Below are 20,590 nucleotides of genomic sequence, written 5' to 3' on the forward strand. Positions count from 1 at the left end.
TACGGCATCTACTATCCTATTTGCACTAATTAGTACCCGATTCCGTGGATATCGGCATTGTATGATTAAAAATCCGAACGGTTTTGTATATATTCAGGTCATGAAACCGCGTTACAAGCCAATTCCATCTGAATCCAACCTGTTCAAAGTGGAGTTCCAGAATACGAGTGAAGTGTTCGACTATCCATGGCATTATCATCCGGAACTGGAGATCACTTATATACTGAATGGGAAGGGGGTACGGTATGTGGGGAATACGATAGAGAACTTCTATGAAGACGATCTTGTACTGCTGGGTTCTAACCTGCCACATGCATGGAATCATACAGCAGATCCATCACAGCAGGTGATTGCAATTGTTATTTATCTGAAAGAGGAATTCATTGATAAAACCTGGATGCAGAGCATTGAGTTTGAAACGGTGCGCAAGTTATTGGAAGCGATGCGAAAAGGGATTAAGATAGATACACAGGTTGCCAGCAGGCTAAAGCCAAAGTTTATTGATCTGCTGAATGCCTCATCTTTTGAAAGGTTGATGATACTCCTGCAGATATTACAAGAGTTGTCTCTCAATACGGAGTTCCGTTATCTCTGCGAGCAGGAATTTATGGTTGACCTTAATTTTAACGATAAGGAACGCATTAACGCGGTGTATAAATATATTCAAACGAACTATAAGCAACAGATATCGTTAGCGGACATTGCGTCCAAGCTGAACATGACGGAGGAATACTTTTCGCGTTTCTTCAGTAAAACAATGAAGAAACCCTTCTTTGAATTTCTAAATGAATATAAGATCAACAGGGCTTGTAAGTTATTGATCGAAACAGATAAGCAGGTAAGTGAGGTATGTTATGCTTCGGGGTTTGAAAGCCTTCCTTTCTTTTACCGGCAATTTAAAAAGTTCAAGAACTGTCAGCCCAAGAATTACAGGCAGGATTATCAAAAGATCTCATTCTGATCACAATTTATTAACCTAACTCAAAGCCCTACATGCAAAAAATGATGCGCATCAGTAAACCATAATCCAATAACCCTTTAAACCCTTTTTATCTATTAATCATCTCTGCTAACACGCGGACAGGAGGCTATTTGCCGTATCCTCCCGGTGGGGGGACTGTCCAAAGCCATTCCTGCAAGGCTTAGTACAGGATCATGTCTTTTACTCAAGTTTATTAAAAAACAATTATGAAAACTTTGTTGAAATTAACAACCGGCATAGCGCTGGTGGTCCTGGCCGCTGCATGCCAGAAAGAAAAGGCAGGTACAGCTATTGAAACCCCTAAAGAAAAGGTTTCTTTAACGGAGCTCTGGGAAAGAATGTATCTGCCCAGCAGCCCATCCGGAGATGCTGCTACTTTTGCCCTTTATGCATCATTGACTGCGAAAGAGCTGGAAGAATTTAATGCTATCCGCCTGCAAAAGGATTCTTTGCAATTAGCAAAGAAAATAGCTGCTGACAATAATGGACGGGTGAGTGCGGCTCAGGAAGTGAACATTGGTTTACAGCTCCGGAAAACAAAAGAAGGCCTGTCCGTGCTGCGGGAAGAAGCAGCTACCAAGTTCAACAAACAAATAAATCAGTTGTCTAAAGCGGAGATCAAGGAGATCATCGCATTGCATCAGGCGAAGGAAGGTGATGTTAGTGCCATGTCATGCCCTCTCGTATCCTTCCCCGGAACAACCTCCGTTAAGTGGGCAACCGGGAAAAGAGCATACGGTTACTATTCTATCGGGAACAGCCCTGGTCCGGACTGCGACTGGGAATTCAGATTCGATGGTTATTACTGGTATGTGTATGGAGCGAACGCGAGTGCGCGTGCGGTGTTGGACAACTATGGCGGCGTAATATCACGCAGGGTCATTTACTTTAGTGATGGTTATGATACCGGGTATTTACTTGGTTACTGGGCAACACTTCTTATTGCAGGAGGACCGGCGCAAGTCTATTTAGACGCATTGAACTAAAAAATATTACTGTTTAATTAAAAAACAATTATGAAAACTTTGTTGAAACTAACCACCGGCGTAGCGCTGATGGTCCTGGCCACTGCATGCCAGAAAGAAAAAACAGGTGCAGCTGTTGAAACACCTAAAGAAAAGGTTTCTTTAACGGAACTGGTGCAAAAGCTGTCTGCTCCAAACAACCCTGCAGACTTTGCTGCCTTTCAAGCAGCTTATGCGTCGCTAAATGCAGAAGAGCTGCAAAAATTCGAAGAGATACGCCTGAAGAACGATTCAGTTTCTTTAACACGGAAAGCAGCAGAGGCCTCCAATGGCCGGATCAGCGCTTCCCAGGAAACACAGATCAGTGCTGATCTCAGAAGAGCAAAAGACATTCGCGCAGGTGTGTATGCAGCTTCTCTCAGTAAGTTCAATAAGCCATTTAACAAATTGTCTCAGGAAGAAACAAACGAACTGTTCAATTCTTTGGAAAAGAAATCTGACTTCACAATTGCTTCATGCCCCACTGCCAGCTATCCATCTACCGCTGCATTCAGAGCATATAGTGGCCAAAACTACTATGGTATCTGGGATATGGGTACTACCGGAAGTACTGACTGTGATTATGAATATCGCTTCGACGGTTACTATTTTTATGTTGCTGCTCAAAATGTTGATACCCAGTACCTGCTATGGTCTTTTGGCAGTGCAGTATCACGCAGGCTCATTTATTACACTGATGGCTATGATACCGCTATACTACTTGGAAAAACCAGGGTAATTTTCTATGTAGTAGTTCCAAGCTGGGCAAGTTTACATATGGTGAATTAAAATGAATACCCCGGTATCCTTTCCGGGCACCGGGGTATTTTTTTATTCATCATTACCTTTCCGTAGCAATGTATCCTTTGGTTCAGTTGTTAATAATTCTTTGGGGTTGATCCGTATCTGCTGATCTTTCACATGCGGGAAGATAGCTTTAGATCCTTTTACTAGCGGGCGTATGTTTTGAAGGATTGCTTTTCGTAATCCAGCGGGTGTAGGTCTTTGCTGTTTTCGATCCTGCTGTCTCGTGCTTCCTCTTGGGGTTTCTGCCTAGGCAGGCAGCCGCCATGAGGGCGAGGAATATTATCGTGAGTTGAGGACGGGGCTAGCGTATAAATACCTGAATCCTTTCTCTCCTGCTTTCTACAGAGAGATCTTCTTTAATGGTAAGTACAGGGCAGGTTAGTTCCTTCATCCATGCTTCATGTACGGCAAGACTTCTTCTCGGCGTATCCGTATCATAACTGGCTGCCCAGTCCATGAACTCTTCGTATTCCTTTTTTCTTTCAGGATTTGTGTAAATAACATCTCCATATCTTTCGAATTCTCTCTTTCTTAATCTCTCCAGTCTGATCTCCGGAGGGAGATACAGAAAAACAGCGTAATCGAAAATGGTTGTCCATTCTTCTCCCCAGCTTACAAGGGAACCGCCTATGATGAAATTTTCGAGTTTGTCTATATCTGCCTTTAGCATGTTGTTCCTTCTTTCAGGGAGGCGCTTAATTGTAAAGGGCGTTTCCCAGAAGTAATCGTCTGTATCAAAATAGGAGATGTTCAGCGCAGCGGAGAGGTCTTTGCCTTGTGTGGTAGAACCTACACCTGATGCGCCGAAGATGAGTATTTTCATGCTATATCCGTGCGTTTTTATCGAGGTGTTTGATTTTATGTAGATAAGCTGTTATCGTTTCATCCAGTTCCTTCGGGTAAGTATAATTTAGCTCTGCCGCGATGGCTGTGCCTAATTCCCTTACTACTTCCGCATAAGCAAACAAAGCCCTCCAGTTATCTTCTATATCTGCTCCCGTAAAGGTAGCTTCTATCCTTTTCCAGAGATCCGGTTCGAGGTATTGCTTGAACAGCCGGCCATACTTGTTGGGATTGAGCTGCCAGTTGTGCTGCATACCAATGTACCATTCAATGATCTTCTGAAAATCTTCAAAGCGCATAATGCTATCCCCTACATATTTGGCATAGAACAGTTGATCCCGCCAGAGGCATTTGGCGATATAGGGCATGCAGAACCAGGCATCATTTATGAAATACTGGAATTCCTGCTCTGTTGGTTTTGCGATGGTGACGGATTTGCCGGTTGGTTGTTTCATTCCTTTGGTGAGGCCGTCTTTATCCAGCAGTATTTTGTATCCTACGTCCCAATCTTCCTGCAGGTCTGGCTTATTGACCTGTTCCATGAATTTATCTATGGCGTAGAGTTTGAAATCTATCTTTATGTAATCGTCATAGAAGACCATGCGCATGGCGTTTTCTCCATCAAAGGCTTCTTCGTTCTCAACAACTACGGATACGGGATGGCCGAAAGTTTTCAACCAGGTATCATCTTTGAGGAATTCAGGCAGGTCACTCACTACGAATTCTATATCATAGTCTGATAAGAGGTCTGCGACACCATTCGCGCGGGAGCTGGTGAGGAGGATGACGCGGATGGCGGGGGTGTTTTGGGCCCAGGTGGTTACTTCTTGTAATATCTGTGTTTCCGTTCTCATGTTTCGCCTATAAATTAAAAGTTACACCCCTGCTGAAAAAATAAGCCGCTGGGTATATGTTGCGACTGAACAGCAGGATCTGCACCCAAAGTACCTTCACTACTCTTTTGCATACCACCTGCGCAACCAGACAGGGCTAATATGGCTATAAAGCATGCTGTTTTTCTTATTCTATTCAACTTTATCATTATTATCCAACTGGCTCATTACTAGGCTCTTTTATTGCTTCATTTTCCTTGTATCGTTCCATAAAGGTAAGTTATGTTGAAAATTTGTAGTGTCGATTAAATCGATTAATTTAAACTGGTCCCTAATTCCAACATCTTATGTCTGCAAAACCCTTTTTCTTACTTCTGCTTCTTCCGGCAATGGCCATGGGGCAACAACATCCTGACAGCATAGTTTTAGAGAAGATCAATACGGCAGGCAAACACTCATCGATACCGGCTATTTTAACACAACTTTCCGATGTTTACGGGCCTAGGCTTCTGGGTACCTCAAATTATTACCATGCTGCCAAATGGGCCAAAGAACAAATAAAACTATCCGGAGCAGATACTGCCTACTTTGAGTCTTTCGATCAGCAGTACCGGGGCTGGAATGTTCAATCGTTCAATATGGAAATGATCTCCCCCGGCTACATGCACATTATTGCTTATCCGCTGGCTTATACTAAAAGTACACCGGGAACAATTGAAGCGGGTGTAATGTATGTGGAAAATATAGACAGCTTACAATACTTCCGGGGGAAACTCAGGGGTAAGATACTTTTACTGGGGCAGGATTTCATCCCTGTAAGATCATCACAGGAAATCCGTACAACAAAGATATCGGAGGAATTATTACAACAAGCTGCGGATAATCCGGATCCAAATGATCTGCTCATTGGTTATCATAGCAGGCGCTCCACCAGTCAGGCTATTCGGAGCCAGGAATTAAGAAGAACAACACTGGCAGCATTCTTTCAATTCTGTGCGTCTGAGGGAGTAGCCGCTCTGGTAGAGCCAAGCGATTATCCCTACGGCATCCTGCATGCAGATGGTAATCACCATATTCCCTCTTATACAAAACAAAGCGACATACAACCTATCGCATCCTTTGTTATGGCCAATGAGCATTTTGGCAGGTTGGCGAGATTAATAAAAACAGGTATCCAACCTGTTATCAGACTTCATCTTAACACTACCTTCAACTATGATCCGGCGTTCAATGTAAATGTAATAGGCGTATTAAATGGTCAATCACAACAACAGGTGATCATTGGTGCGCACATGGATTCATGGCATGGTGGAACAGGGGCGGTAGACAATGCCGCCGGCTGCGCCGTAATGATGGAAGCCATCAGGCTTTTGAAAGCGGCAGGCATAAAGCCAAAGCGAAGTATAAAGATCTGTTTATGGGGTGGTGAAGAGCAAATCTTTGCAGGTTCAAGATCTTATATTGCACAGCATGTTGGTGACCTTGATAATGGGCAACCGCAAAAAGATTTTTCAACCATATCTGCTTATTTTAACCTCGATAATGGCACAGGAAAGATCCGTGGTATTTATGCACAAGGGAATAGCAAGGTCAAGGCCATATTCGAAGAATACCTTTCTCCTTTTTCTTCAACAGTTACACTGCAAAATGCGAATCAAACAGATCACGAATTATTTGATGCGTTGAATATCCCGGCATTTCAATTCATCCAGGACCCTTTAAATTACATCTCTGCCGTTCACCATACATCGATGGATGTAATGGAATATGTTGATCAAACTGCATTAAAAGAAAATGCGGTGATCGTAGCTTACCTGATCTACAAAGTAGCCATGCGGGAAGATCTGCTGCCACGGAGGGATTTCATCAGCATCCTGCCCAGTATGAAAGGGAACACTACTTTTTTCCTGAAAGGATTTGATAACGCCAGGGCTGTTTCCATGGCCAGCGACTTTAATAACTGGAATATGTTCGGTACCCCTCTGGCTAAAGTTGCAGGCGGATGGACTTGTAAACTGGATCTTCCACCTGGAAGATATTTATACAAATACATTGTTGATGGGAGCTGGACAGCAGATCCTTTAACACCCGTTGAAAAATTGTTGAAAGACGGCAAGGGCCATACGGGGCTAAATGAGTTAATTGTAAAATAAGGCCCGCAATTGCGAGCCTTATTTTTATAAAAATTTCCCTGTATAACTCTCTTTCACTTTCTTCAACCCTTCCGGTACTCCTGCGTACAGCAAAGTACCCCTTAATACTTATCCAGAACTAGAATTTGTACCCCGGCGGCTCGGCCGGGAGCTCACTGTTTCAAGTACAGATTTCGCAACCAATATAATAGTACAACAATGAACATGAAAGCGGAACCTATCATCCCCCAAAAATCATCCCCCTCCTTCCCTGTACCTTCCATTGCATACCAATCATCATTCTGATTATAATACAATTCGATTTGATCTCCTATCTTGTATTTCACACGTTGACTATAAGTCAAATTCACATGATGAACCTCTTCATGATGCATGAAGACTAACGAACTTCTTCTCTTTGATTTATTACAATCAACTTGAGTTATTGTAACTGAAATTAAATTCTCCTTACGAATTGTATTTCTACGTAAATTATATTTATGATAACTTATTGAAAAGAGGAACAATGAAATAAGAATAAGTATCAGTATCAAAAATGTGTTCTTCGATATCATATAGATTTTTTATTAAGGTCGTATCTAAAATAGCCGATGCCCTCGAAGTATCTATCGATTACCTCATCGGTAAAACTAAATGGAACTGGATAAACAGGCGCTTAAGCGCCTGGAAGATATATCCCAACTACCGGAGGAGAATAGAAAGTTTATTCTCAACCTCCTCGATATGGCACTCAGGGACTTTAAAGTAAAAAAAGTGCATAACCAGTAATAACAGCAAAGCCCCGCAGTCGCGGGGGCTTTGCTGTTTTATGAGAACATACTTCGTCAATAAGATACTACTTCACTTTTCTCTAATGTAATTTTACCTTCTGGCTGTTTTATCGTATAAAAATAAAGACGCCCACCACCATAGGTAAAATCAAGTTGGCCACCTTTATTCTCAAAAATATAATCCATTACGGGCACAATTATAAATTTCCCCCTAATACTTTTAGACTCTATTTTCACCAAGTGTTGCAATTCGTTTTTGGGAAGAGCCCCTTTAAGACTATCATCCCAATAAATAACTTTATACTTCCCGCTAAAATTAAATATCGCAGAACTATCATCACACGCAATATAAATAGGCCCGCTTATAAACTTCCTTCTCTCTGTACCTCCTTTAATACCACGCTCTATCCTAGATAAGTGTTCATTTAAAGCTAAAGAATAAAGCTTTGAGGTATCTTGTAACTTAAACTGTGGGCTCTGCGTCAATGCCATCAACACTGCACTCAATATACATACTAACATAATAAGTTATTTTTTAAATGTATTAATAGGTATAGTTGCAATAACGCCTTGTTTGGTATGCACATAAATAAGACCTCCTTTCATACCAAATACATAACTAACACCTTTTGTTGTTTTCATGTCCTGCAAAGAAGGAGGTTGAACATATGAGGCTGTATAGCCCGCACCATTTATTTTAAATTTCTTATACCCACTCGGATGACTATGAAAACCATCGGCACCAGTAATCGATGCAACTTGACCTGTTTTCGTAGGGTCCGCAACTTTACCTGGTGAAACTTCCTTCACAACATTATTATTTAGTGTCCCGCCATATTCTCTATTATTAGCAGGTTTTTCGCCTCCTGTCCCATCATCTTTAGACACTATATTTACCATCTTCTCCATGTTGCTCTCTGATTGTATTTGCACGACATTCTTCATGTGATCTCCCTGAAAATTCCCAGCCTTGATTTCATTCTCTGTTTTCTCCGCAGCTTCACTTGTAATAGGTAGAGATTTACCTTTCTCCGCATAATTTTCTTTGCCGTATAGATCTGTGGTCGTCTTCGCGGTTCTTATAACGTATACTTTCTTGTCATCCTTCCCATCATTACCTATATGTTCACCCTTTTCATTATAATAGTCACCTGGAACATCTCCTAGAGGATCATTATACCTAATTGGGTTATTGTAATTAGATGCATAAGGACTCCACATTTCCATACTTTCTATCTTCGGATCTACCTGCCACCATCTACCAATCTGGGGATCAAGATTCCTAAACTGGGCTTCATAAGAGTATAACTCAAGATCACTGTTTAACTCTATACCGTTATACTTATAACGATTTTCCAGGGGACCAACTGCTTTGGAACTGATCCCACTCATGGTGAGCCCAAACGGATAATAATGTGTTTCCTCCAGTACCGGACCGGGCGTATGAAGCACTACCACATTGTCAAAATACACATTTTCAAGCGATTCATTATTTGTATACACATACAAATAACCCGCTTTTGTCATTGTCATCTCACTGGTAGCAAGTGTTTGCAACTGATCCGGACTTCCTTGTACCTGCCTTGCTCCACTATTTTCGTCCACTAATTTAAACTGATCATCAAAAAGCACAAAATTTAAGTACGCGCGTGGCTTATTAGATTGGTTTTGAGATGGATCCTGTTCTCTTAATCGCTGATAATCTGCCGGGGTAAAGTTGTTTGAAAACGGGGAAGCAGCATCAACAGAAACACCTTTCGATCCTCCAGGCAACGCGTCACCTATAAAGGCACTTACCAAGGCGTTTATCATACTGTTAACAGGAGTACCAGAGGTATGCGTTCCAGTGGATTGATAGAACGCCTTAGCCCCAATCTGGATCTTATCTCCAGCCATTACCCTTAATGCCAGTGAGGGACCAGTTTTCTGGTTAACACCATCCAGTTTTGAAACGAAATCATTAGGATCCGTAGTGGGGTCTGAAGGATACCCGGAAGGTTTAGGTTTACGGGTATTATCTATATTATTAAATAGAGCATTCTCTACAGCAGTTTTTGCTGTTTCCAGGGTAGCCGCATAAGTATGTTGCAAAGTTTCATCCGTTAACACAGTGCGTATGTTACCCAGATGGTCTTTCAAAAAGTAATCATATACAAATGCCACCGGCTGACCGGTTTTGTAAATGGCCCTGACCCTTCCTTCTTCATGACTAACGTATTGAAGTTGATTGTTCTCATAGACATAACCGTTAACATAATCAGTGGTCGTGATCTTTTCAGGGCTGACGGCTTGATCCGTAACAATCTTCTTTCGCTTATTTCCATCTGCATCATATATATATTCAATCCTACCTTTGCCTGTGATAATTATCTTTATTGGAAGATTCAGGTGATTATAGTGAATAGCAGAAATATTTTTATTATGGTCGATAGTCAGATTACCATTTAGATCATAATCATAGTCTATGGAGTAATCAGGATGCTGATCTTTAAAATCTCCTAGGGTAGAAGCCGGGTCATTAAGAGCATCGTTAATTTTGTATAACTTATTGGTATATGCGGTTCCTGATTTTTCCAGTGTATAGGTGAGATCGTCAATCTGCACACTGCCTCCTGATTTTAATCCCCACTGCTGCATCCGCTTGATATTTCCATTCGCATCGTAAGCTTGTGCAGGAGTAATACCGTCCCCCATTTTAAAGTCATAAATAACATTCGCACTCTGGTCCCAATTATTCCCTGCAGCCTGCGTAAAGTCCGCTCTCAATAAACGATCTGCCGGGTCGTAACGGAAGCTGTAAGCTCTCGCAACGGGATCATTGAACCCTTTCCATTTAATCCCTGCAATATTACCACTAAGCTCCTGGTTGAGAAACCCATTATCATAACTCAATTCCTGTCCGAAGTAATGAGTGGCTGCACTACTGAGATATTCTTTATTGATTGCTCTCAGCCATCCTCTTACATTATAGTCATAGTTCAGGATTTCCAATGGATCTGAAGGGTTCCTTGTAGCCTTCTCCAATAATTTCTTTTTAAGCTGTCCCAATGCATTGTACTGATTAGTGGCAATATCCCGTTGAAGATTAATATCATCATTCAGTTGTTTGGTAATCTTAAGCACCCTTCCTGCATGATCATACAAGATCATTGCTAGTACGCGTGTTTCGGGCGTTTGTTCACTACGGGGATTACGATGGCGCTGATAGCTGCTCAGCAATTTATTATTGAAATCATACAGATTGGTGGTAATATCCACACCACCTATGGCATTATCTGCCAGAACCTGTATTACACGCCCCTTCTTATCATAGTAAGTAGAATTAGTTAACCATTCATCTGTTCCCAATAGCCGCATCTTTGTACCAGTCAACAATCCTTTTGTTAATTGACTGACGGAAACTGGTTCTTCATACGGATTATTTCCTTTTTGCGGTTTAACAAAGTCATCAGTATAAGGGTCCTTTTTACCAGGATAAGTATATTTATCGTAATAATTATACGTGAGTGGTTCCAACATGTTAGCATCAAGTGACGGCAAGGGATTATTGGCATATATGGTTTCAGTGGTCAAAATCTCCTCCTCATTAATCTCTGTTTCGGTTTCTCCTGTTCCGCTATCAAAGCCTGCTAAAAACTCAATACTTGTACGGGCTTTGTAAATAAGTCTGCCATCATGGGTTGCCACTACCAGGTTAGAGGTGATTGGAATGTTGTGCGTGATTGTCTGAGAAGTGGTGGCTCCTGATAGTCCGCTTTCTAATTGACTACGAAGAAGATTTGTTGTATAGAAAGCTGTCATAGTCGGACGATTCTGTTCATCATAAAAGGTCGTAAGCCATTTGCCAGGAAGTCCAGGTATAGGACGCATATTACCGTCTTGCATGAAAACCAACCGATCTCTCACATCATATACCATTTCTACAGGTTGCGCGCCAGGTACTCTTTTATAGATCATCCTACGGCGGTGATCATATTCATAACTGAAGCAAAGTTCATTCCGGAAAGAGGTATCGGCTAAGCTCCACCCATTACCTGGAAATCTTTCAACAGCTTTCGGCGGCAATACAAAACGAAGGTTACCGAGCCCATCATACACATAATATGTACATAACCAGCCGGTATGATCTGCACCAGGAATATCTGCGATCTGTACTTTCTTTAAGATCACATGCCCCTCTTTATCTGTGTATTCAATTACTTTATTGCCGGACTCATTTGCACTGACATTTTTGGTCAATTCCCCGGCAGCATAATATCCAGACGAGGCAGGAAAACTTCCTGCGGTAGAACCGATAGCCCAGATACGTACTCCGTCCGCCATTTCATTCCTCAGATATTCTTTACTGACCCCTTTATTACTTCCAGCCCAGCCATTCCCTTGTGGCATTGCTTTGCTTACCCGCTCCAAAGGCGAGGCCTCATAATTTATTTTACTATAAAATATATTTTCATTCTCCTCTGCATATTGGTTTTGTAGCATGTTGTATTGTTCCGCAAAAGGGTTCGTCCTAAATTTACCATTCTGTGCACTTGATACATAAGGAAGATATTTATACACCTCGCGACCATAAACATCATAAACTATGGGAGTAATGATATCGTAGCCCGTGGAGGCATTATAGTTGTCCCCCATGCCTCCGGTGCCTTTGGAGACAATTTGTAACGGACGGCCTAAACCATCCACATATTTTGTTGTTTGCTTTACTTCTTTGTTTGTATTACTACTGTTAGTTACTGCCAAAGGATCCGTTGTACGCATACTCGGTTCCCAGCTGCGAATATAGTTGACTGTACTATTCAAATATGTCCCTGGGGCAGCATCCGGCACCTTGGAGGGGCGGGAAGCTCCTCCCGGTTTTTGCGCCATCAAATCTATACTAATCACCGCAAAATAAAGCAGGATTAAACCACTGCGTTTTATGAACAATGAATATTGCATCTTCATAGGTATTATTGGGTTAAGGGGCTTTGATATTGATAATCAAACTGCTTCAAAATGTTACTATCCTGATCACGTATTAACTTAAGGCGGCCAAAGCTGTCATACTCATAATAAATATTCCTGCAATTTTCGTCTGCCTGAGAAGCAGTGCCAATTAAGGGCTTATAGGTAAATGTATTTACTTTAGCATCCGGCAGATTAGCCCTGAGGTTACTTATTCTGCTAAGATAATCACCGGAAGGACTGGTTTCAGCTGCAAAAGCGTTTAAAGTTGTTTCACCAATGCTACCTAAAGCAGCTAATACCTGAGGCAACGTAGCATGCTTTATTTGTGCGATCGGGTAGCTATTATTGTATCCCCATAGATATACCTGTTTAACACCATCTCTGCTGGTCACTTCCAGGATATTGCCTTTTGAAGAATAAGTATAAACATTTATTTCTTCAAGCGGGCCCACACCAATACTAGTTTCTTCTTTATCTAACAAAAAGGTATTCGCCTGGGCACTGTAATAGGCTTTGTAAGCATTAATAAGATCTAAATTCCTGAATGTTTCCTTTTTGACAACCTTACCATATATGTATTTATCCTGCCACATAGCTGTGGGTACCCAGGATGCATCAGGAGGATACGAGTAAACTGTTTTAATCAGGTCTCCATTACTGGAAGTGGTCTGTTCTGATTTAAGCTGCAGGTGTGTTTGCGAATCATGATCATAATCAATAACCGTTTGAACATAGTCTGTTGATCCTTGCGCATAAAGTCGTTCCGTTTTTTGAGCTGTCACCCATCTGTCTGAGATAACAGTGTAAGACTGGTGAACTATGTTTCTATCATAACAGGTAACGATCGGCGAATTATTTCTTTCATCCTGTGGTGTCAACTGTTTGGTCGCTATACCCTTGATATCTTTTACCAGTTGATGAGCATAGTCATAGTTTTCTGTTTTTACCAAACTCCCTGTTTCATTATAATGTTTCACATCTGTTGCCAGACCATTATTAGTTCTTTTTACAGTAGGAAATCCTTCTATCAACTTTTGCCCTGCCAATTGTTCTTCCTCCTGATTAACATAGTGATATTCAGTCTTTCCATTTCCAGTACTATATTCTGTTACCTGATCATATCCTACAATATTTCCAGAACCCGATGCTCCCAATGGCGAATTACTCCAGGAACGCCCCATATAAGCAACCAATGGAAATTCAAGTGTATTCTGGCAATAAAATGGAACATGGTAACCAGGATATAGTAGTAGCCGGCCAGTAGAAGATTTCTGGCCATTTTGCATAACGGTGTAATCGTACTCTTTCACTTGCTGAATACTGGTCAGGTTATCTTTTGAAATTATTTTCTTAATCCTTAGTCCTCCTCCCGTTTTTGCAGCAATTCCATTACCATTTATCGGGATTTGTCTGGAAGGCATACCATATTTCACAGCGTTCACTTCTAAATTAAATTTTTGCCTTCTATAAACTTTAAGTTCGTAATCTCCAGGAGGCAGCATAAACTTCTGCTGGTTCCTGAATATAGGATCTATATTACCCGGGTTATTGGGACAATTATTATTGTGGTTATTTGTAAAGAAGGTGAGGAAATCAGACATACCATGTGTTATAACAAAAGTAGATGTTGACGTATTCTGTAAACTATACCAAAGTTCATTTCCTACATAGATGGTGCCTGGATCAACAACATTACAGGGATCTGATGTTGTAGCAGATGGATAGTAAGTCATGGTCCCATCAATGGTCACTTCCTGATTATACAAACCTGTTATGGAAAAGCTCACAGTTTGGTATGCATTTGGATCATACTCAGCAGTTACTATTGAAGCAAGGCCAATAGGACCATTATTCACAAAATCCGTTAAGGCAAATGCATCGACTCCCAGCTCATCATAATCATTTGGTTCAAATTCAAATTCACTGGATCCACCTGTAGGGTAAACGATCTTATTTAAAGTACCTGCCGTCATATAAATACCATCAGGTTGCCGGTTTGCATCACCTAATGAATAATACTTAGCACCACTTCCGGTATGATCGTAAGCCGTACCAAATGGGATACGGGAAGGATTATAATATGCTCCATTGTAATATCCCCAAAAATCCTGCGCATTAGAATATTTGGAAGGCAGGGGATACGTTTCGTTGTAAAATAGTTGATAATATGGATTACACGCTGTGGAGCCACCGCATTCCCTTACTTTTTCAAGTTTCAATCGTTTAAAATTATACCTGCTCTCTCCTGTTGCTCCTGCATTAAAATAATTATACTCCAGTTCAATTTTTTTCACCGTTATACCTGCATTATCCAATACCACTATATTATCCAGTTTCTGTGGCCCATATAAGCTCCAGGTCAAATAGGTTGCGGTACGCCATAGATATTGAGTGGCAGATGAATTTGTTGTTGCAAGCATCATGTCTTCCCTTAATGATTTATTAAGGACGATCTTACCCAATGAATGCCTGACTTCTTTCAGATAAATATGATTGGTAAAGATCTTTAAGGCCGCGTTTCGAAGAGATGGGCTAAAACATTGAATCTCTGAACCAGGAACAACTGACGTCCGTTTTACATCCATTAAAGACATCCGTGCAGATTGGTACTGGGAAAATTTTTTTCCGCTGGGTGTACCATTTACCATTTCATCGACTGTATCATATATATAAGTAACTTCTTCCCCCAGTGGTGTAACCATCTTATCCAGATACCAGGAAGAAACCACTATATCATCCCACGAAAAAAAACCAAAGCTTGTGTTGCTGAACTCCACCTCTTCCGGACCAGCTCCATACTCTCCATTCCCATGAAGGGTTTCAGTAGCTTCTATTGTTCCAAAATAAAAAGTAAACCCATCTGCTGTTTTTATCTGCCACCTACGATTTGCTTTATCATATCTGATATCTATTTTTTCTGCTTTTAAAGGGGTGCCTACAACAAAATTGAGTGCACTATTCTGACCGCTTTCCAACACAAAACTTCCACTCTTACCCATAAAATTGAAGTAAAACACATCCGGTTCCGCATCAATATCCTGTCGGCAGATCCTATCCAAAAAGTTACTTTGTGTCTCATTCTGATTATCATAAGGATATCCTGTATACCCACCCATGGTGCCAGCTCCTAAATTTGAAAACCCATCATTGGCGAATTGCATATCATCGCCGCCTTTCACGGTTCGGGTAATAACCCCTCCAATATTGAGAGACCAGCCAAGACCTACCCAACTAGCATCCTGTTCAACAGTTACACCACCTCCATGGTAATTCAATGCAATGGGTATTTGAACATCTCTAAACGCGAGGTTATAGAGTGGGATACTGATATTGGGAATCCCTGTATAAGTGCTGACTGGAATACTACCATATACACCTAAAGCTGCGGCATCGGGAGATGGCGGAATAATCGTGTTGGTTTGCTGGGCTATTCCTGTATTAAATGCCATCAGGCTCAGCATGGATAAAAACAATCGCTTCAAAGAAACGGCAAAACGCATGATCATAGGTATTAATTAACGGGTTACCGGGTTATTAATTGACGTTAAATATATCATTTTTAATAAGATAGTGTACGTTAAATCAGGATAAAATAAAAAGCCCGCAATTTGTACAAATTGCGGGCTTCTAACTAATATGTATATATTTTATAAAAACTTCCCGGTATAACTCTCTTTCACTTTCTTCAACCCCTCCGGTACCCCAGCATACAACAAACTTCCTCCACCTTCACCACCTTCCGGTCCAAGGTCTATCGCCCAGTCCGCAGAGCGGATCACATCCAGGTTGTGTTCTATCACTAATACAGAATGCCCCTGATCAATCAACGCATTGAAAGAGTTCAGCAATTTTTTGATATCATGGAAATGAAGGCCCGTAGTGGGCTCATCGAAGATGAAGAGGATATGCCCCTGTGCTTTTCCTTTGCCGAGGAAAGAAGCCAGTTTTACCCGTTGGGCTTCTCCGCCGCTCAATGTGTCTGAAGACTGGCCCAGTTTTACATAACCTAATCCTACATCACTTAAGGGACGGATCCTGTTCACTACATCTTTCTCCTCTTTGAAGAATTCCAGTGCTTCGTCTACCCCCAGTTCCAGGATATCATAAATGCTCTTGCCCTTGTATTGTACTTCCAGCACTTCGTCTTTGAAACGTTTGCCTCCGCAGGTTTCACAGGTAAGGTGTACATCTGCCAGGAACTGCATTTCCACGATCACTTCGCCTTCTCCTTTACAGGTATCACATCTGCCACCATCTACGTTGAAAGAAAAATGTTTAGGCTGGAAGCCGCGCATCTTGCTCAGCGGTTGCTTTGCAAAGAGATCACGGATCTCATCATATGCTTTGATATAAGTAACAGGGTTGGAGCGGGATGATTTACCGATCGGATTCTGATCGATCATTTCTATCTGCGTAACTGCTTCCAGGTCTCCTTTCATCAGCCGGTGATTGCCCACACGGTCTGTGAATTCACCTTTCAGTTTCATCAGCGCAGGATAGAGTATCTGTTTTACCAGCGTGGTTTTTCCGGAACCGGATACGCCGGTTACAACACACAGTATCCCCAACGGAAATTGCACATCGATGTTTTTGAGGTTGTGCTGGCGGCATCCTTCCAGTGTAATGGAACGTTTCCATTTACGGATATTGGCTGGCGGTTCAATCCTGTAGTGACCGCTGAGGTATTTGCCGGTAAGGCTTTTGCCGTCTTTTAATATTTCAGGATAAGTGCCTTCAAAGATCACTTCACCCCCAAGATGGCTGGCCAGCGGGCCCATGTCTATAATGTAATCCGCCTGTTCCATCAGTTGCTCATCATGTTCCACAACCACAACCGTGTTACCAAGATCGCGGAGTTCGTGTAATACTTTGATGAGGCGGTGTGTATCCCTGGCATGCAAGCCAATACTGGGTTCATCCAGGATGTATAAGGAGTTGGTGAGGTTACTACCTAAGGTGCGGGTGAGTTGTATACGCTGGCTTTCTCCACCACTCAGTGTGTTGGCCACACGGTTGAGGGTGAGGTAACCAAGCCCAACATCCAGCAGGGTTTTCAGGCGGTGGTTCACTTCTATCATGATCCGTTTGGACACCTGTTGCTGGTATTCATTCAGTTCCAGTTTATCAAACCATACTTTCAGTTTTTCAACCGGCATATCTACCAGGTCTGCAATGCTGGCTTCTCCTACTTTTACGTACAATGCTTCTTTGCGTAAGCGGGCACCTTTGCAGGTAGGGCAAACTGTGCGGCCACGGTAACGGGCCTGCATTACGCGGTATTGCACTTTGTAGAGGTTCTGCTCTACCATTTTGAAGAACTCATGGATACCGGAGAAGTGTTCATTACCATCCCACAGCAATTGAACCTGTTCATCCGTGAGGTCTGAAATAGGTTTGTGTATGGGGAAGCTGAACTTACGGGCGGCTTTCACAAGGGCATCCTTGTATTCACCCATTTTTTCTCCACGCCAGGGAGCAATGGCACCTTCAAAAACACTGAGACGTTTATCGGGCATTACCAGGTCTGCATCAATTCCTAACACCTGCCCAAAGCCTTCACAGCTGGGGCATGCGCCGAATGGATTATTAAAAGAGAATAAGTTCGGAACGGGTTCTTCGAACTGGATACCATCCAGCTCAAAGCGGTTGGAGAAATGTTGTTTTATTTTTCCATCCACTTCCAGGTGGCAATCTCCTTCACCTTCGTAGAAAGCGGTTTGGATGGAATCCGCGATTCTGTGTTTATCATCTTCCTCAAAATCCTTTACCACAATACGGTCTATCAACACGTAGGCGGAAGCGGGGATCTTAGGGTTTTTCTGCTCCTGGAGTTCTTCGATACGTACCAGCTCCCCATTAGTATACAGGCGGGAAAAACCTTTCTGCATGAGAATGTTCAGTTCTTCCGGCACTTTACGGTTGGCGTGCTGGCGGAAGGGGACCAGGATCTGGACTTTACTGCCGGTTTTGAGTTTGGAGATATAGTCCACCACGTCCGCCACCTCGTGTTTTTTCACCAGTTCCCCGGAAACGGGGGAATAGGTTTTGCCTGCACGGGAAAAGAGCAGGCGGAGGTAGTCGTACAGTTCTGTCATGGAACCTACTGTGGAGCGGGGGGTTCTGGTGATCACCTTTTGTTCAATGGCGATGGCCGGGCAGATCCCTTTGATGTAATCCACATCCGGTTTGTTCATCCGCATGAGGAACTGGCGGGCGTAGGCGCTGAGGCTTTCCGCATACCTTCTTTGGCCCTCGGCATACAGGGTATCCATGGTAAGGCTGGATTTTCCGGAGCCGCTGACCCCGGTTACCACTACCAATTTATTTCTGGGTATTGAAACGCTGACATTCTTAAGATTATGCACCCGGGCCCCTTTGATAAAGATATGGTCCGGAGAGCTAACTGGTTCACGTTCAACGGTTACTTCCTTCGTTTTTACTTTTGCGCACATAAGGTTACAAATTTAAGGATTCGGAAGCTGAAACGGACACCCAAATCCGGAAGGGGCCGTCTTACGTACATCTTTAATACCAATTTTTTCTGGCGGGTTGTTTTATTGAACTATTCCTTTATATTTGCAATAACCGGTATACTTATACCTAACCGCCCGGCCAGCATTCATAACTAAAAACAGCACATTATCGCATAAACTCTACTCTATCAAACAACCTACTGGCTTAAAAGTCCGTATTATTTACTAACCGCTATTGGTAGATGTTTATGCAAGTAATGTACAAATTGAATGACGAACAACTGATCACACTGTTTAAGAAAGGGCATTCTACAGCCCTGGAAGAACTGGTATACCGTCATAAAGACAAACTTTACACCTCCATCGTATTGCTCGTTAAAGATGCATTTTTAGCTGAGGATATCTTCCAGGATACCTTCATAAAAATTATCGACACTATTCGCGGCGATCGTTATACGGAGAAAGGTAAATTCTTACCATGGGCCATGCGCATCGCGCATAACCTGTGTGTGGACCACTTCAGAAAAATCAAACGAACACCGCTGATAAAAACCAGTGACGACAAGGACATTTTTAATGTACTTGGATTTAGTGAGCCCAGTGCGGAAGAAGTGATGATGACCCGTCAAAGCCATGACAGCGTTCGGCGTATGCTGGACCTGTTACCGGAAGAGCAAAGGGAAGTGATCATCCTTCGCCACTATGCGGAACTGAGTTTTAAAGAGATTGCTGACCTCACGCAAGTGAGCATCAATACTGCATTGGGCCGTATGCGTTATGGCCTGATCAATCTCCGGAAGATGATGACGGAGAAGCAGATTTGTTTGTAACCTTTTTTTGCTTGCCATGAACGGGCGGTGGGATGTAATGTCTACCGCTCGTTTTTTTTGCTGATCATCAGCACTCCTGCCAATACCAATGCCGTACCTGCCAATTGCAGCCAGGTAACCGGTTCATCCAGAAAAATATAAGCGAGCAAAATTGTAGATACCGGTCCGATGCTGGTAATGATAGCAGTATTCCCGGAACCGATCCTGCGGATACCTTCACTCATCATGAAGGTGGGTAATACGGTGGAAACGATTGCCATCTGGAAACAAAGCCAGTAAGTATGGCTGGAAAAATGCCGCACTTCTGTGCCATGTGTTACCAGATATTGGGCAAAAATGCCCAGCGTTGCAAAAATCAGGGCATACGCCGTGAACTTCATGGATCCTACCTTGGGAATGATCTGCCCCCCGCCTACAATATAAAAAGCATAGGTAACAGCACAACCCAGGATCAGCAGACTCCCAATGATCACATCATTCCCTGCTTGTAATTGTATGTCTGCAACAAAGGCCACCATCATCCCCAGATAAGCCAATAGCAGCGCCATCCATTGTGTGCGGCTAACTTTCTGCCTGAATGCTGTTGCCCCGATGAGCAAGGCAAAAGTGGGATAAAGGAAAAGGATCAGTCTTTCCAGGCCGGCTGAAATGTAGGCCAGCCCCATGAAATCCAATAAACTGCTGATGTAATAACCCAGGAATCCCAGCAAGGCAATAAAGCCCCACTGGCGTGGCGTGAGTTTTACATTTCCCTCCCGGCGGGACAGTACCCATGCCGTGATAATGTAAAAAGGGATGGAGAATAACATCCTGAGCGCCAGCATGGAGATGGCGTCTATGGCTTCCGTACGGTAAACAAGCTTCACGTATATGGCCTTGGCGGAAAACAGGAAAGCTCCTGCAATGGCCAGGGTGAAGCCTATAATGTAGTTGGACTTTTTCAAT

Annotated in this window: 13 protein-coding genes; 6 read left to right on the forward strand and 7 right to left on the reverse strand. The window is 42.5% G+C overall.

Annotated features, from left to right (window positions below; all coding sequences use genetic code 11):
- The first annotated feature begins 100 nt into the window (after positions 1 to 100).
- The 3 genes from AAHN97_RS21670 to AAHN97_RS21680 all read left to right on the forward strand — a co-directional run bounded on the left by AAHN97_RS21670 (position 101) and on the right by AAHN97_RS21680 (position 2,775).
- On the forward strand, positions 101 to 961 hold the full coding sequence (locus AAHN97_RS21670) for an AraC family transcriptional regulator (RefSeq protein ID WP_343304183.1): 861 nt from the start codon (positions 101 to 103) through the stop codon (positions 959 to 961).
- 227 nt (positions 962 to 1,188) lie between these two features.
- Positions 1,189 to 1,968, forward strand: coding sequence for a hypothetical protein (locus AAHN97_RS21675; RefSeq protein ID WP_343304184.1), 780 nt, complete (start codon positions 1,189 to 1,191; stop codon positions 1,966 to 1,968).
- A 30-nt stretch (positions 1,969 to 1,998) separates the two neighbouring features.
- A complete protein-coding gene (locus AAHN97_RS21680; protein ID WP_343304185.1) occupies positions 1,999 to 2,775 on the forward strand; it encodes a hypothetical protein in 777 nt (258 codons plus the stop codon).
- Between the two features lie 319 nt (positions 2,776 to 3,094).
- Here the strand turns inward: AAHN97_RS21680 and AAHN97_RS21685 are convergent, their stop codons facing one another.
- Together AAHN97_RS21685 and AAHN97_RS21690 are read right to left on the reverse strand one after the other, a co-directional pair.
- Positions 3,095 to 3,616: an AAA family ATPase gene (locus tag AAHN97_RS21685; RefSeq protein ID WP_343304186.1), complete on the reverse strand. Its 522-nt coding sequence runs from the start codon at positions 3,614 to 3,616 to the stop codon at positions 3,095 to 3,097.
- A gap of 1 nt (position 3,617) precedes the next feature.
- Positions 3,618 to 4,490, reverse strand: a complete 873-nt coding sequence (locus tag AAHN97_RS21690) for an aminoglycoside 6-adenylyltransferase (RefSeq protein ID WP_343304187.1) — start codon at positions 4,488 to 4,490, stop codon at positions 3,618 to 3,620.
- 326 nt (positions 4,491 to 4,816) lie between these two features.
- On the opposite strand from AAHN97_RS21690, the gene AAHN97_RS21695 reads away from it, so the two are divergent.
- Together AAHN97_RS21695 and AAHN97_RS21700 are read left to right on the forward strand one after the other, a co-directional pair.
- Complete coding sequence (locus tag AAHN97_RS21695) at positions 4,817 to 6,622, forward strand: M20/M25/M40 family metallo-hydrolase (protein WP_343304188.1); 1,806 nt, start codon at positions 4,817 to 4,819, stop codon at positions 6,620 to 6,622.
- 633 nt (positions 6,623 to 7,255) lie between these two features.
- Positions 7,256 to 7,390, forward strand: a complete 135-nt coding sequence (locus AAHN97_RS21700; protein WP_343304189.1) for a hypothetical protein — start codon at positions 7,256 to 7,258, stop codon at positions 7,388 to 7,390.
- Between the two features lie 56 nt (positions 7,391 to 7,446).
- On the opposite strand, the gene AAHN97_RS21705 is transcribed toward AAHN97_RS21700, so the two are convergent.
- The 4 genes from AAHN97_RS21705 to uvrA all read right to left on the reverse strand — a co-directional run bounded on the left by AAHN97_RS21705 (position 7,447) and on the right by uvrA (position 18,794).
- Positions 7,447 to 7,914: a hypothetical protein gene (locus tag AAHN97_RS21705; RefSeq protein ID WP_343304190.1), complete on the reverse strand. Its 468-nt coding sequence runs from the start codon at positions 7,912 to 7,914 to the stop codon at positions 7,447 to 7,449.
- A gap of 6 nt (positions 7,915 to 7,920) precedes the next feature.
- Complete coding sequence (locus tag AAHN97_RS21710; RefSeq protein ID WP_343304191.1) at positions 7,921 to 12,339, reverse strand: DUF6443 domain-containing protein; 4,419 nt, start codon at positions 12,337 to 12,339, stop codon at positions 7,921 to 7,923.
- Between the two features lie 5 nt (positions 12,340 to 12,344).
- Positions 12,345 to 15,848 carry a hypothetical protein gene (locus AAHN97_RS21715; protein WP_343304192.1) on the reverse strand — a complete coding sequence of 1,168 codons (3,504 nt, stop codon included), beginning with the start codon at positions 15,846 to 15,848 and terminating at the stop codon, positions 12,345 to 12,347.
- Between the two features lie 141 nt (positions 15,849 to 15,989).
- Positions 15,990 to 18,794 carry an excinuclease ABC subunit UvrA gene (gene uvrA / locus AAHN97_RS21720; protein ID WP_343304193.1) on the reverse strand — a complete coding sequence of 935 codons (2,805 nt, stop codon included), beginning with the start codon at positions 18,792 to 18,794 and terminating at the stop codon, positions 15,990 to 15,992.
- 269 nt (positions 18,795 to 19,063) lie between these two features.
- On the opposite strand from uvrA, the gene AAHN97_RS21725 reads away from it, so the two are divergent.
- Positions 19,064 to 19,645, forward strand: coding sequence for an RNA polymerase sigma factor (locus AAHN97_RS21725; protein ID WP_074243196.1), 582 nt, complete (start codon positions 19,064 to 19,066; stop codon positions 19,643 to 19,645).
- Positions 19,646 to 19,686: 41 nt separating this feature from the next.
- Here AAHN97_RS21725 and AAHN97_RS21730 read toward each other — a convergent pair whose 3' ends face one another.
- Positions 19,687 to 20,589, reverse strand: coding sequence for a DMT family transporter (locus AAHN97_RS21730; RefSeq protein WP_343304194.1), 903 nt, complete (start codon positions 20,587 to 20,589; stop codon positions 19,687 to 19,689).
- Position 20,590 lies beyond the last annotated feature (1 nt).

The sequence above is a fragment of the Chitinophaga niabensis genome, assembly GCF_039545795.1.
Classification (GTDB): Bacteria; Bacteroidota; Bacteroidia; order Chitinophagales; family Chitinophagaceae; genus Chitinophaga; species Chitinophaga niabensis_B.